General features: G+C 45.2%; 15 protein-coding genes and 1 pseudogene. 9 read left to right on the forward strand and 7 right to left on the reverse strand.

Going from position 1 to position 15,995, the window contains the following annotated elements:
• Nucleotides 1-31: 31 nt before the first annotated feature.
• The 6 genes from pepT to dnaG form a co-directional block, all read right to left on the reverse strand.
• Nucleotides 32-1,261 carry a peptidase T gene (gene pepT / locus CCVT_RS09710; RefSeq protein ID WP_018137222.1) on the reverse strand — a complete coding sequence of 410 codons (1,230 nt, stop codon included), beginning with the start codon at nucleotides 1,259-1,261 and terminating at the stop codon, nucleotides 32-34.
• A 15-nt stretch (nucleotides 1,262-1,276) separates the two neighbouring features.
• Nucleotides 1,277-2,584, reverse strand: coding sequence for a C4-dicarboxylate transporter DcuC (gene dcuC, locus CCVT_RS09715; protein ID WP_018137223.1), 1,308 nt, complete (start codon nucleotides 2,582-2,584; stop codon nucleotides 1,277-1,279).
• An 11-nt stretch (nucleotides 2,585-2,595) separates the two neighbouring features.
• Nucleotides 2,596-3,294 (reverse strand): dipeptidase PepE, encoded by a 699-nt coding sequence (gene pepE, locus CCVT_RS09720; RefSeq protein WP_018137224.1) that lies wholly within the window; start codon nucleotides 3,292-3,294, stop codon nucleotides 2,596-2,598.
• Nucleotides 3,295-3,303: 9 nt separating this feature from the next.
• A complete protein-coding gene (locus CCVT_RS09725) occupies nucleotides 3,304-4,620 on the reverse strand; it encodes an amidohydrolase (protein WP_018137225.1) in 1,317 nt (438 codons plus the stop codon).
• Nucleotides 4,621-4,630: 10 nt separating this feature from the next.
• Nucleotides 4,631-5,866, reverse strand: coding sequence for a M20 family metallo-hydrolase (locus tag CCVT_RS09730; RefSeq protein ID WP_018137226.1), 1,236 nt, complete (start codon nucleotides 5,864-5,866; stop codon nucleotides 4,631-4,633).
• A gap of 96 nt (nucleotides 5,867-5,962) precedes the next feature.
• Nucleotides 5,963-7,627 (reverse strand): DNA primase, encoded by a 1,665-nt coding sequence (gene dnaG / locus CCVT_RS09735; RefSeq protein ID WP_018137227.1) that lies wholly within the window; start codon nucleotides 7,625-7,627, stop codon nucleotides 5,963-5,965.
• A gap of 61 nt (nucleotides 7,628-7,688) precedes the next feature.
• Between dnaG and CCVT_RS09740 the strand changes: the two genes are divergently transcribed.
• The 9 genes and pseudogenes from CCVT_RS09740 to CCVT_RS10160 all read left to right on the forward strand — a co-directional run bounded on the left by CCVT_RS09740 (nucleotide 7,689) and on the right by CCVT_RS10160 (nucleotide 15,214).
• Entirely contained in the window at nucleotides 7,689-8,714 is a 1,026-nt protein-coding gene (locus CCVT_RS09740) for a tetratricopeptide repeat protein (RefSeq protein WP_018137228.1), read from the forward strand.
• Nucleotides 8,692-9,141, forward strand: coding sequence for a ribonuclease HI (gene rnhA / locus CCVT_RS09745; protein WP_018137229.1), 450 nt, complete (start codon nucleotides 8,692-8,694; stop codon nucleotides 9,139-9,141). Before CCVT_RS09740 ends, rnhA begins: the two co-directional genes overlap by 23 nt.
• Entirely contained in the window at nucleotides 9,138-9,809 is a 672-nt protein-coding gene (gene rnc, locus CCVT_RS09750) for a ribonuclease III (protein ID WP_018137230.1), read from the forward strand. The genes rnhA and rnc overlap by 4 nt, the downstream gene beginning before the upstream one ends.
• Before the next feature lie 16 nt (nucleotides 9,810-9,825).
• Nucleotides 9,826-10,890: a chorismate synthase gene (aroC, locus tag CCVT_RS09755; RefSeq protein WP_018137231.1), complete on the forward strand. Its 1,065-nt coding sequence runs from the start codon at nucleotides 9,826-9,828 to the stop codon at nucleotides 10,888-10,890.
• 236 nt (nucleotides 10,891-11,126) lie between these two features.
• The gene (locus tag CCVT_RS09760) at nucleotides 11,127-11,849 is read left to right on the forward strand and encodes an aldo/keto reductase (RefSeq protein WP_227898184.1); all 723 of its coding nucleotides are present in this window, start codon (nucleotides 11,127-11,129) and stop codon (nucleotides 11,847-11,849) included.
• 157 nt (nucleotides 11,850-12,006) lie between these two features.
• The gene (gene thyX / locus CCVT_RS09765) at nucleotides 12,007-12,627 is read left to right on the forward strand and encodes an FAD-dependent thymidylate synthase (RefSeq protein ID WP_018137233.1); all 621 of its coding nucleotides are present in this window, start codon (nucleotides 12,007-12,009) and stop codon (nucleotides 12,625-12,627) included.
• Nucleotides 12,628-12,638: 11 nt separating this feature from the next.
• Nucleotides 12,639-14,102: a P-loop ATPase, Sll1717 family gene (locus tag CCVT_RS09770; protein ID WP_018137234.1), complete on the forward strand. Its 1,464-nt coding sequence runs from the start codon at nucleotides 12,639-12,641 to the stop codon at nucleotides 14,100-14,102.
• A gap of 111 nt (nucleotides 14,103-14,213) precedes the next feature.
• Nucleotides 14,214-14,951: a DUF7738 domain-containing protein gene (locus CCVT_RS09775; protein ID WP_018137235.1), complete on the forward strand. Its 738-nt coding sequence runs from the start codon at nucleotides 14,214-14,216 to the stop codon at nucleotides 14,949-14,951.
• Nucleotides 14,948-15,214, forward strand: a pseudogene (locus tag CCVT_RS10160) (DUF6892 domain-containing protein). The gene CCVT_RS09775 and the pseudogene CCVT_RS10160 overlap by 4 nt, the downstream one beginning before the upstream one ends.
• 172 nt (nucleotides 15,215-15,386) lie before the next feature.
• Here CCVT_RS10160 and ruvC read toward each other — a convergent pair.
• Nucleotides 15,387-15,860, reverse strand: coding sequence for a crossover junction endodeoxyribonuclease RuvC (ruvC, locus tag CCVT_RS09780; protein ID WP_018137238.1), 474 nt, complete (start codon nucleotides 15,858-15,860; stop codon nucleotides 15,387-15,389).
• Nucleotides 15,861-15,995 lie beyond the last annotated feature (135 nt).

Raw genomic sequence — 15,995 nt, forward strand, 5'->3', positions numbered from 1 at the left:
CGCGGTAAGTGGCGGGGGTGAAATTAAAATTTCACCCCTTTGCGGCTAGTTTTACTATCTCTTTTATCACCTCACTCGCGGCTCTTAGCGATCTGACCGGCAGGTATTCGTAAATGGAGTGAAAGTTATGCCCACCGGTAAAGATATTTGGCGTAGGCACGCCCTTGCTAGAGATCACCGCTCCGTCGTATCCGCCGCGCATAGGCTTGATCTTTGGCGCGATATCGAGGTTTTTAAAGGCTTGCTTAGCCAGCACTATCGCCGGCGCACTCTCGTCTTTTAAAAAGCTATAAACGTTTTTGTATCTGTCATTTAGCGTGATCTCGATGCGGCCGTCCCAAACGACGTTCAGGCCATCGGCTAAATTTTGCAAAAACTGCATCCGCTCTTTGTATTTTTGCTCGTCAAATTCTCTTATATCAAGCTTTAGGATCGTTTTCGCGCTGTTTCCGCTAAGCTCCTTGACCCAAAAATACCCTTCCTTGCCCTCGGTGTATTCGGGTGCTTCGCCGCCAGGTAGGAGCGAGATAAATTTATGCGCCATCAAAAGCGAATTTACGAGCTTTCCTTTGGCGTTCATCGGATGAGCCGAGACGCCTTTAAATGTAAGCACGCAGTCCCCGGCGTTCCAGTTTTCATAGATGAACTCGCCTATCTCGCAGCAGTCCAGACAGTATCCAAAATCAGCCCCCAGCTTGCTCGCATCAAGCGCCTTTGCACCGCGCAAACCCTGCTCCTCGTCAGGCACGAAGCAAGCGATCACCTCGCCATGCTTGACGTCCGGATTTTTCACGAAATATTCAAGCGCATTTACGATGCTGGCGATCGCGGCTTTGTCGTCCGCTCCTAAAAGGCTGGTGCCGTCAGTCACGACGATATCGTCTCCTACATAGTTTTCAAGCTCGGGATTATCACTAAATTTTAGGAAAATTCCAAGCTCGTCGTTTAAGCAGATGTCGCCGCCCTCGTATTTTACGATCTTGGCTTTCGTGTCGGCTGTTTGCTCTGCGCTCGTATCAAGATGTGCGAAAAAGGCGATCTTGGGCGAAATTTTATCGTGATTTGCCGGGATTTTGGCGATCAATATCGCTCTTTCATCGAGGCTGATATCTTTTATGCCAAGCGCTTCCAGCTCGCTTTTTATGAGTTTGACCAGCTCGAGCTCGGTAGGGTTTGACGGCATGATACCTGCTGCGCCGTTAGCTCTGTTTGTGGTCGTGTTTATCTTGGTGTAGTTTAAAAATCTCTGCACTATATCCATGCCCGCCTCCTAAATTTAGATAACGAAAAATGCGATCGCTACGACTGAAAGCAGCATACCTAAAAACGTTCGCTTCGCAAGTTGGATAGGATTTACCATGGCAAGTCCGGCGCACACGATAGCAGCTCCCGCGATAGGCGATGCACTCCTACCAAGCGCTCCTGAAATAGCAGCCGCCATACCAAGCTTATCTTGCGCAAAGCCAAGATCGGCTGCGTGGATAGTGACGGCTTGGTTGAACGCAAATGTAGCCGCATCGCCAGAGCCCGTGACTACGCCCATGATGAAAGGCACGAAAGTACCGCCGAATTTCACATAGCTTTGATCGACTTTTAGCCACTCGATGACCACATCTATCGCTCCGCAAGCCTTTAGTCCCGCGACAAATACCCCGGCTGCGATGATGATGCCCATGATGTCGGCGTAGGCTTTTCCCATGCCGTTAAAAAATTCCTTCGTTATCTTCTCTGGATTTGTAAGAGTCGCTACGATAGTGACGATAGCGCCTAGTATCATCGCCTCAGCCACGCCCATTTTGGTCCATTTGAGCAGCTCTATCTTACTTAGCTCCGTTCCGCCCACGACTAATATCGCCAAAGGAACGAGTGGCATGAGCGCATATATCAAATTTACCTTAAATTCGCTGGCTTCAGGCTGGACGGCATCGCTCTCGTTCATATAGTTTTTGCCTTTGGTATAGTCTTTAAAAACGACCGCCATCACCATCATAACGACCAAAACTATCGCAAGAGCGATAAACGCACTTGGAATTTGCACCTTGATGACGTCTTGGACGGTGTAGGTCTCGACGCTTTTCTTTACTAGATCGGTCACATAGATGTTGTGAGCCGAGCCGGGGCTCAAAACGCCGCCGAATGTGCCGGCAAGCACGGCTGCACCAGCCATCGCAGGATGAACGCCGCTAGCCATGAGTAAAGGTATGAGAGTAGCTCCGACGACAGCCGAGCAGCCGGCGGCCGAAGGTATCGCGATGTTGATGAAATACGTCAGTATCGTAGTCATCGGTATCAAAACAAAGCCGATATTTCTAAGCGGTCTTGTTAGCAGCGTGACAAGGTGCTGGTCGCATTTGGTGTATTTCATAACAAAGGCAAAGCCCATGCTAGCGCAAATAGCCTTTATGAGCCCGGCTTTAGTCATATACTCGGTAAATGCGCTCAGAGCACCCATCGGCTTTAACGCCACTACGCAAAGTATCAGACCCACGGCTATAAGCACGGTTTTGGTCTCTCTTTTTTTGATCAAAAGATATATGACGGCGATGACGCCTAAGACCGATAAGATCAACTTTAAAGTCTGCATTCTCTCCCCCTTTAAATTTTAAATTTGCTTCCTGATTTGATGTATGAGATCTCTTTGCCGTAAGCGAATTTCAAAATATCGCTATATCCGATCACCTCTGCTTGGTCGCCCTTTATGACAAGCGCCGTGCCTTCTGGCAGCGCATAGACGATATCTTTTTTGTTCGCTATCAAAAACTCCTCCAGCCTCTCCTCTCTGCTCTCGCCGTTATGACCTGAAATTTTACCGCTGATGAAGTGAGGATTGATCTGATAAGGGAATAAATTTAGCGCTTTAAACGAGCGAGGCCTGATGATAGGCATGTCGTTTGTAGTCATCATCGTCTTGCCCGCGATATTCGCTCCTGCGGACCAGCCGAAGTATTTCGCGCCCTTTTCTACGGCCTCTTTTATAGGTTCGATGAGGCCGAATTTATAAAGATCATGTAGTAGCATGAAGGTATTGCCGCCACCCACGCAAATGCTTCTTGCGCCCTTTATCGCCGCCTTTTTATCCTCGTAGTGATGTATGGATTTGATATTTTTGTTTTTTAGACGGTCGATGACCTTTTGCTCGTATTCGTCGTTCGTTCGCCTGACTCCGGCGTATGGGATAAATAAAATTTCATCCTTGCCCGCGTCGCCTAAAAAGTCCTTGACCCAGTTTTTGCAGTGGCGCAGATAGCCGGTGTCTTGGTAGCTTGAAGCGCTGATCAATAAAGCATTTTTCATCTCTCCTCCTTATTTGTTTGAATTTAGCGCATAAGCGCATCGTAAAAATACATCGACCCCTGCCATCAGCGAGTCCTCGTCAAAGTCGAATTTCGCGTTATGATGGCCTGCTTTTAGGCTCGTGCCTATCATCAGATAGCCGCTTTTGCCGCCGCTGTTTTGCACGGCGTGCATAAAGTGAGCGAAGTCCTCGCACGCGCTGAAATCAGACTCGCGCTTGATCTTGTCATCATCTATAAATGGCGACGCCAAAGCCGCGTCGTAATAAATTTGCGTCACCTCTTCGCTACTGTCGCCGCCTGCCGTGCCTCCAGTTATGGTTATCTCGCTGCTGACGCCGTAAATTTTACAAACGCCATCGACTATGTCTTTACAAGCGTTGAACATAAATTCATTAAGCTCGGTCGTCTCGCCTCTAGTCTCGCACGCTAGATAGCCGTTTGGAGCGATGACGTTGCGCCCTTCGCCCGCACGCAAGACACCCACGTTTATGCGAGTCACGCCTTTTGCGTTTCTAGTGATGCCGTGCATGTTTAGAGCCATTTGAGCGGCAGCTAGCAAGGCGTTTGCACCCTCTTGAGGAGCACCCGCCGCATGAGCCGAACGACCCGTGAGCTTCACGTCAAATTTCGTCGTAGCCAGCAGCTTTTTAGTACCGCATATCAAAGCCCTCGGCTCGGTCGATTGAAAGCCGATATGACCGCCAAAGAGATAATCCACCCCCTTCAGCACTCCGGCCTTTTCCATCGCCACAGCACCTCTAGTGCCCTCCTCTGCAGTCTGAAAGATAAATTTAAATTTGCCGTTTAGATCGTTTAAATTTTCCTTTATGAGCTTAGCTAGCGCTAGCCCCATCGTGATATGTCCGTCATGTCCGCAAGCGTGCATACATCCGGGTTTATCCGAGCTAAAGCCCTCTTTCGTCGGTCTATGACTATCCTCGCCACACTCGGTCACATCGACGCAGTCGATGTCGAACCTATAAGCGATACATTTCCCCTTCCTGCCCGTATCGATAGTGGCTACAAGCCCGGTCAGTCCGTCCTCCATAGCATCTAAAAATTTAGCCTCATCGGCGTTTAAAAGCGTTCGCGCGCGCTTTATCGCCTCCTCACACTGTTGCTTACTGCCAAGGCCTAGCCTAGCCTCCGGCACGACGACCTCGCGCCCCAGCTTGACCTCGTAGCCTAAATTTCGCATCCTGTTTGCGATGACGGCGGTCGTGAAAAACGTGAACCAGCCGGTCTCCGGGTGCGAGTGGAAAAAGCGTCGATCGGCTACCAGCTCGTCCTTTAGGGCCAAGACCCTATTTGCGATCTCATCCATATCCTGCTCCTTAGTTTTGTGATAGTTTTATCATTGCAGCGGCTAAAATTTCAGTCGCTTTGAACGCATCATCGAAATTTATGCTCTCATTTATGTTATGGCTGATGCCGTCCTTGCACGGGATGAAGAGCATGCCCACAAGCTTTGCGATGCCCGGCATATTCATCGCGTCATGCCCGGCTCCGCTTGGAAGCCTCAGCGTCTTTATGCCTAGGCTTTTCGCCTCGTTTTCGAGCAAATTTATGACCTCGTCGCTAAGTCTTACCGGCGTATCTTTGATGAGCTCTTTTATCTCGTAGCTAAAATTCAGCTCTCGCGAAAGATCTTGCACGAAAGCTCTAAGCTCTTTATCAAGCGCCTCAAGATCGCTTTTATCGATGTCTCTTATATCCACGCCAAGCCTCACTTCGCCCGGCACGACGTTTAAAACGCCGGGCTTTGTCTGAGCGTAGCCGATCGTCGCTACGGCAGTCTTTTTAGCTCGGGCGAAATTTTGCGCGGCGATGATGATGTGACTGGCCGCCACGAGCGCATCGTTTCGCATATTCATAGGCGTAGCGCCGCTATGATCGGCTCTGCCCCGCACTAAAATCTCATAACGTATAGGCGCTGCGATACCAGTGACTATGCCTACGGGGATGTTTTGCCTCTCTAGCACCGGACCTTGCTCGATGTGAAGCTCGAGATAGCTGTGAAAAGTGCCCTTTGGTAGCAAGGCATCGGCTAAATTTTGTGGCCTTAAGCCAAAATCCCTCATCGCATCATAAAGCGAGACGCCGCTCTCGTCCTTTAGCTCGTGCAGCCTTGAAAGAGGCAGTTTGCCGCTTACTATTTTACTACCTATGGTCGCCATCTTAAAGCGACTGGACTCCTCGCAGCAAAACACGATGAGCTCAAGAGGGTGCTTTAGCTTCACACCGCTTTCTTTGATCGCTCGCATGGCTTCAAGTCCGGTCATGACACCTAGCGTGCCGTCATAAAAGCCGCCAAACGGCACGCTATCTACGTGCGAGCCCACGCTCACGGCGGGTAAATTCAGCTCGCTCACGTCGTCAAATTTCGCGTAAATGTTGCCCACCGCGTCCTCTTTTAGGCTAAAACCGGCCTCTTTGACGAGCGATATCAGATACTCTCTTGCCTGCTTGTCCTCCTTTGTGAAGGCAAGCCTCGTCAGTCCTCCGCCCTTTAAGGCGCCAAATTTAGAAATGGCTTCAAATTCGCCTTGAAGCCTCTTGCGATTTATCATGCGCACTCCTAAAATAAAAATAAATTTAAATTATTTTATTACTTTTGTAATTTTAGCACTATTTGGTAATTTTGTAGTAAAAAGCCCGAAATTTATCTATGAGTTGCGGATCTGAAATTTTAGATTATTGATTATGGCGGCTATCTTTTGCAGCTTTTCTATCTTGTCGGAGTCGCTACTAGAGCGGATGTGAAGCTGTAAATTTTCATAAAATTTTATCTTTAGATTTGCTATGGCCGACAGTAGCTTTTTCTCATCGCCAATTACCATCGCACTCTCGTCAAGCTCGATCTCGCGCAGTAAAATTTCATCGCTCTCGCCGCTGTTAGACAAGATCGCTCTAAAGCCCTCTTTATGATGTAAAAAATACTTCTCATCTATCGTATCTAGCACGATCGCAGCGAAATTTTCATTAAAAAGCATGCTCTTTAAGATCGAAATTTCAAGGATGTCTTTTTGAGCGCGAGCGATAGGCCTATTTATGAAATTTTGGCTATTTGGCTGTGTGTTTTGCGCCCTTACGCCGCCTAAAGAGAACGAACTCATATCTATGCCAAGCAAGCTGGCGACTAACGGAGCATAGCTGGAAGCGACGATATTTTTTAGATTTTTCGTGTAGGCCTCGATCTCTTCAAGGCACTTTTGCTTTTGAACGGGGCGCGTTAGATCGTAGTTTTTGGCTATTTGACGGATATAAAATTCTCCAAGCTCCACACCTGAAGCAAAAAGCTCCTCAAGCTCCTTTATCCGCCCTGCAAAGACCATGTCGGCAGGATCGGCTCCACCTGCGATGATGACGACGCTACCGTCTATTTCGTTCAGGCTTAAAAGATGAGAGGACTTTATCGCCGCATTTATGCCCGCTGCGTCGCCGTCAAAGCAAAGCACGACGTTTATATCATCTCTTTTTAAAAGTGGCAGGTGTTTTTCGGTTAGAGCCGTGCCAAGCACCGCTACGGCGTTTGTAAAGCCCGCAAAATGCAACATTATGACATCAAGATAGCCCTCGGTGATGATGATCTGCTTTTTCTCGAAAATTTTTTGTTTCGCCAAATGATAGCCGTAAAGCAACTTTGACTTGTCAAAGACCGCACTTTGGGGAGAATTTACATATTTTGCGGGATTGTTCGAGATCGTGCGTCCGCCAAATCCCACGAGCCTTCCCGTGTGATTATAGATAGGAAAGGTTATGCGACTGATGAAGCTCGCGTAAATTCCGCGTTCGTTTTGCTTTACGATGCCGACCTCCAGCGCCTCGGACGGCTCGATCTTTTCGTTTTCCAGTAGCCTTATAGTCTGCGCGCTATCGCCCGCCCAGCCAAGCTCGAAGCGCTCTATCATCGCGTCGTTTATGCCCCGCGAGTAGATGTAGCGCACCGCCTCGTCGTTTTTGTAAAAGGCGCTTCTATAAAATGCATTCACGTTTTCAAGGATATGCTTGTTCTCTTTGGGGGCGAAATTTCGCTCGCTGGTGTATTCGAGGCTGAAATTTGAAATTTGAGCGATCTTTTCGATAGCTTCTACATAGTTTAGCTTTTCATAATCCATCACGAATTTTATCGCGTCGCCTCCGGCCTTGCACGCGAAGCAGTGGAAGATCTGCTTGCTTTGGCTGATGCTCATACTAGGGTTCCTGTCGTCGTGAAACGGGCAGATGCATTTGAAATTCGCACCCATTTTACGCACAGAGATGTAGTGTGAGATGATGTCTACGATGTCGATTTGATCTTTAAGCTTTTGTATGGATTTTGGCTCTATCATAAGCGAAATTATACTATGGCTTTGCTATAATGCAAGTAAATTTTAAACTTAAAGCAGCAACGTGGATATATTTTTTATAGAGCATAGAGACCCGATATTTAGCCTCATCGTGCTTTTTAGCATCGTTTTGATGATAGCCGCACTTAGCTATGCGTGGGGCATATTTTCCAGCAAAGACGAGAAAAAAAAGATCGAGAAATTTATCAAAAAATTTGACAGTCAAAGCGCTATCAGCGAGCAACATAAGCAAATTTTGCTAAGCCCCGAGGTCGATAGCCAAAGTCTGAGCGTGCTTGGTATGACCTTTGCTAAAAACGGCGACTTTGAAAAGGCGATCAGCGTCTATCTCATCGCGCTTTCAAAGGTCAAGGACAAAAACGAGAAAGAATTCATCCTAAACGAGCTTGGCGAGGTTTATTTTAAGGCCGGCTTTTTGAAGCGTGCGGACGATATATTTTTAGAGGCGCTGAAGCTCTCGCCGCGAAATGCGGTCGCTCTTCGCTTTTTAACGATGATAGACGAGAAGCTAAAAAACTATGACGAGGCGCTTTATGCGCTAAATTCCCTAGAAGAGCTGGGCGTGAGCGTTCGCGCTCAAAAGGCCTATATAAAGGCCATAGCGATCCTTGACGATAAGAATTTGGACACGAAGCAAAAGAGCGATAAAATTTTAGCTTTAAGTAGCGACTTTGCGCTTTTAAAACGCATGGTGATGCAGATCCTCATAAAAAACGGGCTAAATTTAAGCGAATTTAAAAATTTCCCGCCTTTAGACGAAGTCATAGACCTCATCTATCTGCAAACCAAGCCCGTAAATTTAAGCGACGACGAGTATAGGGCGCTGTTTTACGCGAAGGGCTTGATCGATGAGAAGTGCGATATAAAGGGCTTTGAGCTAAATGTCATAAAACATCTGAACGACGCTGGCTACAAAGGTGCGACACTAAGCTTCAACTACGTTTGTAAAAGCTGTAAAAACTCCTTTCCTATGCACTTTTACCGCTGTCCGATGTGCCACGAGCTAGGAAGTGTCAAAATTTTGCCTCATATCACGCAAGCAGACGATGAAAACGGTAACACTTTTTAGCGACGGCTCATGCCTGAATAACCCCGGAGCCGGCGGCTGGGCGTATATCCTAGAATTTAACGGCGCCGTGAAAAAAGATAGCGGCGGTACGGCCATGACGACGAACAATCAAATGGAGCTCACCGCCGTCATCGAAGGGCTAAAAGCACTCAAAGAGCCCTGCGAGGTGAGGCTATTTACCGATAGCTCATACGTCGCAAATGCGGTAAATTCGTGGCTAGAGGGCTGGATCAAAAAAAATTTCATAGGCTCGGACAAAAAGCCCGTCAAAAACATCGAGCTTTGGCAAGAGTATCTACGCGTCAGTCGTCCGCACAAGGTCACAGCTAACTGGATAAAAGCTCATAACGGACACCCGCAAAACGAGGAGTGCGATACGATGGCGCGCGAAAAAGCGACGAAATTTCAAAATGAGGCCGATATATGAAAGATTTAGAAAATTTACAAAAGCTTTTGGGATATGAGTTTGAAAACACGAAGCTGCTAAACGAAGCCCTCACGCACAAAAGCACGAAGCTGCCATACAGCAACGAACGGCTCGAATTCCTAGGCGATGCGGTCATGGATCTCATCGTCGGCGAGTATCTTTTTAAAAAATTCAGCAAGACTAACGAGGGCGATATGAGCAAGCTAAGAGCCGCACTTGTAAATGAAAAAAGCTTTGCAAATATGGCTAGGCACTTACAAATCGGAGAATTTATCCACCTCTCCACGGCCGAGGCGAACAACGGCGGACGCGAAAAGGCGAGCCTTTTAAGCGATGCTTTCGAGGCGGTGATGGGGGCTGTTTATCTTGAGGCCGGGCTTGATAAAGTACGCGATATAGCGGTGAGGCTACTTGAGATTTGTTATCCTAAGATCGATTTTAGCCACCTTGTGAAAGACTATAAGACTGCACTTCAAGAGATCACGCAAGCAAGCCTGGGCACGACGCCGACGTACGAGCTCGTGCACTCATTTGGACCCGATCATAAGAAGGAATTTGAGATCGCGCTTTTACTAAACGATAAAGAAATTTCGCGCGCCATCGCAAATTCCAAAAAAGAGGCACAGCAAATGGCGGCTAAGATCGCACTTGAGAAGATGAAAAAGTAGAATTTAAAGGTAAATTTTGAATACATTTGGACGTAAACTAACCTTGACTACCTTCGGCGAGAGCCACGGTGCAGCGATCGGAGGCGTGATAGACGGCTTTCCAGCGGGTGTGAAGATCGATGCCCAGCTTTTACAAAGCGAGCTTGATCGCCGCCGTCCCGGACGAAATAAATTTGCCACCGCCAGAGACGAGGCGGACAGAGCTGAGATCTTAAGCGGTGTATTCGAGGGCGTTAGTAGCGGCGCTCCGATAGCTTTTGTGATTTTTAATCAAAATCAAAAATCAAACGATTATGAAAATTTACGCGAGATCTTCCGCCCCGGGCATGCTGATTTTACCTATTTTAAGAAATTTGGCATAAGAGACCACAGAGGCGGAGGCAGAGCGAGCGCCAGAGAGACCGCCGTCAGGGTCGCTGGCGGAGCATTTGCACAGATGCTTTTAAACGAGTTTGGCGTGAGCGTAAAAAGCGGAGTTTTAAGCGTCGCAGACGTCGTAGCGGGCGAGCCTGACTTCGATCTGGCATCAAAATCTGAAATTTACTCGCTTGGAAACGAAGATGCGATGAAAAGCCTCATCATGAAAGTCCGCGAGCAGCACGATAGCGTGGGAGCGTCGGTTTTAAGCGTCGTCGACGGCGCGCCAACGGGACTTGGCGAGGGATTATATTACAAGCTTGATGCTGTTTTGGCGGCGGCTTTGATGGGGATAAACGGCGTGAAAGCCGTCGAGATCGGCGAAGGCGTAAATGCAAGTCGCCTCTTTGGCTCGCAAAATAACGATGAGATGAGCGAACAAGGCTTTTTGGGCAATCACGCCGGAGGCATCCTAGGAGGTATCAGCACAGGCGAACGCATCGTATTAAAGAGCCATTTCAAGCCCACTCCATCGATTTTTAAAGCCCAAAAAACGCAAAATTTAAAGGGCGAGTGCGTGGAATTTGAGCTACGCGGCAGGCATGATCCTTGTATCGGAGTGCGTGGCAGCGTCGTAGCCACAGCGATGATAAGGCTCGTGATCTGCGATATGATGCTTTTAAATTTAGGTTCGAATTTAGCAAATTTAAAGAAATTTTATTGATAGGATGAGCGGCGACACTTTACTTCGCCTTGAAAGTTGAAAATCAATGAGATATTGCAACAGAGCCAATACTTTTTAAAACAGAGCCAAATTCTAATGAGATAAAGGAACAAAAATGGATTTCGTCACTCTCTCAAATGGCGTAAAGATGCTTCAGATCGGCTACGGCGTATTTTGATAGATAACGCGCAGTGCGAGCGGCTAGTGCTTGAAGCGATCGATGTCGGATACCGCCAATCGACACGGCGCAAGCGTATTATAACGAAGAGGGCGTTGGTGCGGCGGTCGCTAAATGCGGCGTGGCGCGCGAGGAGCTCTTTATCACGACCAAAGTTTGGGTCGCAAACGCGGGTTATGAAAAAGCGTGTGCGTCAATCGACGAGAGCCTAAAAAAGCTGCAAACGCCATACGTCGATTTGCTACTCGTGCATCAGCCATTTGGCGACTACTACGGCACTTACCGCGCGATCATTGAGGCTTATAAAGCTGGTAAAACCAGAGCCATCGGCGTGAGCAACTTCTACGGCGACCGTCTAGCCGACATCTGCCACTTTGGTGAAGTCAAACCGATGGTTGATCAGCTAGAAACCCACGTATTTTCACAGCGAAAAGAGATGCGCGAGATAATGCAAAAACATGGTGTAGCCCTTACTGCGTGGGCGCCGCTAGCACAGGGTAAGAATGAGATTTTCACACACCCGGTTTTAACGGCGATCGGCAAAGAGCACGGCAAGAGTGCATCGCAGGTGGCTTTGAGATTTCTAGTGCAAAATGGCGTCACGGTCATACCAAAGTCAAGCAGCCCTGAGCGCATGAAGGAAAATTTTGAAATTTTTGACTTCGAGCTAAGCGTAGCGGAAATGACGCAGATCGAAGCGCTCGATACGGGAAAAAATTTGATATTTGATCATCAAAAAGCGCAAAATGTAGAGATGTTTTTTGATAGATTTGGGCTTTAAGATCGGCTAAATTTAGAGTGCAGCCCTGCAAAACACCAAGGCGCGCACTCTAAGCCGACACATTTGACGCGGATATTTTTCATCCTAATAAATTTAAAAGCTTTTTATCAAATTTTAGCTAAATTTAGGGCTAAAATTTCACACAAAAAGAGTAAAAATGCAAGTCACCCTTCTAAATTTCACACCGCTAAACATCTGCTCGCATGCGATTCGCACGTGTTGGCAAAGCTTCGAGCGAGGCGATAACGGCGGCGAAAAGGACATTGAGCTCATCTCGCGCGTCGGCAATAAATTCAAGCACGCCTCCACGCTCGAGCATCTCTATTATAACTTCTACATCCAAGGCATCTCGCGCGCCTTGTTGCAAGAGCTCGCGCGCCACCGCATCGCCAGCCTTAGCGTCAAATCTACGCGCTACACGCTAAAAGAGCTTAAAAAAGAGGCGAAATTCGAGCTAGGCGGCTTCGAGCGCGCTAGCGGCTACATCGTGCTAACTGGCAATGAACTGGTCGATAATGCAAGCATTAAAGCACTTGAAAACCTGCGCGAAATTTTAGCCACGACCACGACGAGCCTTGACATCGTCAAATACTGCCTGCCCGAGTGCTACAAAACCGAGCTCACGTGGAGCGCGAACGCACGCAGTCTGCAAAATTTCCTCTCTTTGCGCTCGTCAAAGTCCGCACTTTGGGAGATCCAAGAGCTCTCGCACAAGATCTACGAGACACTACCGCAGGAGCATAAATTTATCTTTAAAAAATGTATAGATATAAAATAAAGGAGTAAAAAATGTACAATATGAAAAAAAAGGAATTAAAATTTAATGATGAAGAAATAGCGGCATTATTCGGAAGTGAAGCTGCAGAGGATGAAAAGCCAGAAAGATTGATAGAATATTACTTTAAGGCAGATATATACGAAGAAATAAAAGCGAATTTACCACTTCGTATAGCTGTTGGACATAAAGGAATTGGAAAATCAGCTATTTTTCAAGTGATGCGACAAGAATTTGAAAAAGATAATATACTAACTATAATGCTAACACCAGATGATATTGAAGGTATAAACGAATCAAAAGATGATGGTCATAATAAATTAGTAAAAATATGGAAAGATGAGCTCACAAAAATCATCATAAATAAAGCCATTGATAAAATTAGTACTTTTGGGGAACCAATAAAAAATTTAAAATCTAGCATAATAGACACTTTGGTGGATTGTTTAAAAAATTTAAAAATTAATATTAGTCAAGAAAAAAATGCAATTACTCAACATTTTTTAAGTGATAAAAAAATAATTATTTTTATAGATGATTTAGATCGTGGTTGGGAAGGTAAAAGGGATGATATAAAAAGAATTTCAGCTATGCTAAATGCTATTAGAGATATTTCCAATACCAATAGATCTATAAATTTTAAAATAAGCCTTCGTACAGATGTTTATTATTTATATAGAACAAATGATGAGTCTACTGATAAAGTTGAGAGTAATGTAGTGTGGGTTACCTGGGATAATCATGGTATCTTGGCATTACTTGCTAAAAGAATTGTTACGTATTTTGGTGGTAATGTTGAAGAAAGAGAGTTATTAAAATTAGAACAAACTGAAATTTCCAATAATATACTTAGCTATGTATTTGAAGATAGATTTCACGGACACGGAAAGTGGTCCAATATACCAATATACAAATTACTTATGTCTTTAATAAGAAAACGACCGCGTGATCTTATTAAACTTTGTTGGCTATCTGCAAAAGAAGCGAAAAGAAATAACCACAATAAAATTGGGACAGAGGAATTAAACAAAATATTTGAACTATATTCACAAGGTAGACTTCAAGATACCATTAATGAATTTAAATCTGAATTACCTACTATTGAAAGATTGCTTCTAAATATGAAACCTACAAAATATGAAAAGAATTCGGGTGAAGCATATCAGTTTACAGATGCAAATTTAAATAAAAAAGTTAAAAATATAATTAACAATATGCCTAAATTTATTTTTGCTAATGGAAAAGAAGCAACAGAAAAAGATCTTTGCATATTTATGTATAAAATTAACTTTTTAACCGCTAGAAAAAAAGAATCTGATGGAAAAATAATAAGAAAGTATTTCGAAGAAAATAGGTTTTTGGCAAATACACATACAGATTTTGGCTTTGATTGGGAAATACATCCATCTTACAGATGGGCACTACAACCAGATAATATTTTGAATATATTTGATACCCTCGTAGAATATGATAGCTAATATGTATAGTTTAGATAAAGAATATAACTATCTAAAAATTATTTTAAGAAATCATAAATTTATCTTTTAAAAGTACATAGGGAAAGCAAAACGCAAAACATCAAAATCGACGTGAATAAAAAGGGCATTTTTATAAATAAAATTTTACTCGCAAATGACGCTATGATCGATGATCTAAGTAAAATTTTAAACGCTAGCCCGCGCATCGTGCCACCTGATTACGAAGTGGCGAAAAAGGGTGGATTTGAACCAAACGCCTTAGCTCTCTACGACGAGCTTGGTATCTGGTGCTTTACGACGCCAGAAGGCAGGATAAAAGATATAAATTTACTCACCCAGCGCCAAAAAAACACGAGCAAAAGGCTCTTTCCGCGCGGGCTTTTTACGGACGAGATCACCTTTGGCGGCAAAGTGCCGCTTGATGCGATCAAGGAAAAGCAGCTGCGAGACGCCTATATCTATCTTAATGCGCGAATCGGCGAGTATCAAATTTCGCTGACATTAGCGGACGACGTGAGAGAGCGGATCGAAAAATTTAGCTTTGCCGAGCGCCTGGCAAAAAGCGAAACTGGCGAGATCGCTCAGCTGGTGCGAAGCGCACCCGTGCCGATCAGCGAGATTTGCTTTTACTACAAGCCCAAAAAGCCTCGCTCAAAGCCAAGTGACAAGTATAAGATCGTGCTTGCAGATGAGCCAAAGCTCACATTTAAAAACCTGAATCTCAAGCTCACCGTAATGAACGAGCTGATGTATGAAAGAGAAATTTTAAAGCCAAAATTTGACGTTTTTGAATATTGCGCTGAGCGCGACAAGGACCCGTATGACACCTTGGAGCGATACCTGCCGTGAAAAAGTGGTTCGGCGAATACGAGATCGCTGCGGAATTTGCGGACGAACTCGAGCACATCAATCTTGACGGCGGCAATGAAATTTACCTGTAAATCGCACCCGACTGGGACGGCGAGGACGGGATGTTTGACATCAAAAGTATCGACGCGAGCGAGCTAGCGCAGTTTAAAAATCTAAAAACGATCTCGACCACAGGTATAAAAATCGGCACTAAGGCTAGGAAAATTTTGGATCAAAATAGTATCGAGATTATCGATGAATAGGGGTTAAATTTAACCCCTAGCCTTTAATAACGCAGCAGTCAGACTCGTTAAAAAGATAATTTTGAAGTATCAGATAATTCGTAGGGTCTGCGTCCATACTATCAGCAAAGGTAATGGTTAGCACATCATTTTCGGGCTTGAAATATACATTTTTAGCATCAAATTTAATCTTTTACTTTAATAGCAGATTATTCGCGTGAGTGAGTGCAATAGCGATAGCATCGGTGATGTCAAGCGGTTTTATCTCTTTTGTGATGCCTAAAATTTTCTTCACCATAAAGGCGACCTGCTCTTTTTGAGCTTTCGCCTTGCCAGTGACAGCTTTTTTTACTTGAAGCGGTGTATATTCGGCAAAATCGCCGTGAAGCTGCAAAATTTTAAGGCTCAAAGCACCGCGAAACTGCGCGAGCTTAAGCACGGTTTTAGGGTTGTAAGCAAAAAATATATCCTCGATCGCTACCTCGTCAAATTTGTGATTTTTAAAGATCACGTCAAGTCCCTCGCAAAGCTCGGTGATCTGGTATTGCAGAGTATTTGGTTTGATTTTTATCAGTCCGGCCTCAATGAGCGCCGTTTTTCTAACGTTTTTTTCGATTATCGCGTATCCGCAGTTCCTACTTCCAGGATCGATCCCTAAAATTTTCATCACTACCTTTTAAAAAGTTTTTCACGTTTTTTTCACGGCGTGAAAAAGTTGATTTGCAACTAGTTTAACAAACAATTTATTAAATTTAAGATAAAATCAGTAATCACGTAAATATCAAAATTTTAAGGGTAAAAT

The organism is Campylobacter curvus, assembly GCF_013372125.1.
GTDB lineage: Bacteria > Campylobacterota > Campylobacteria > Campylobacterales > Campylobacteraceae > Campylobacter_A > Campylobacter_A curvus.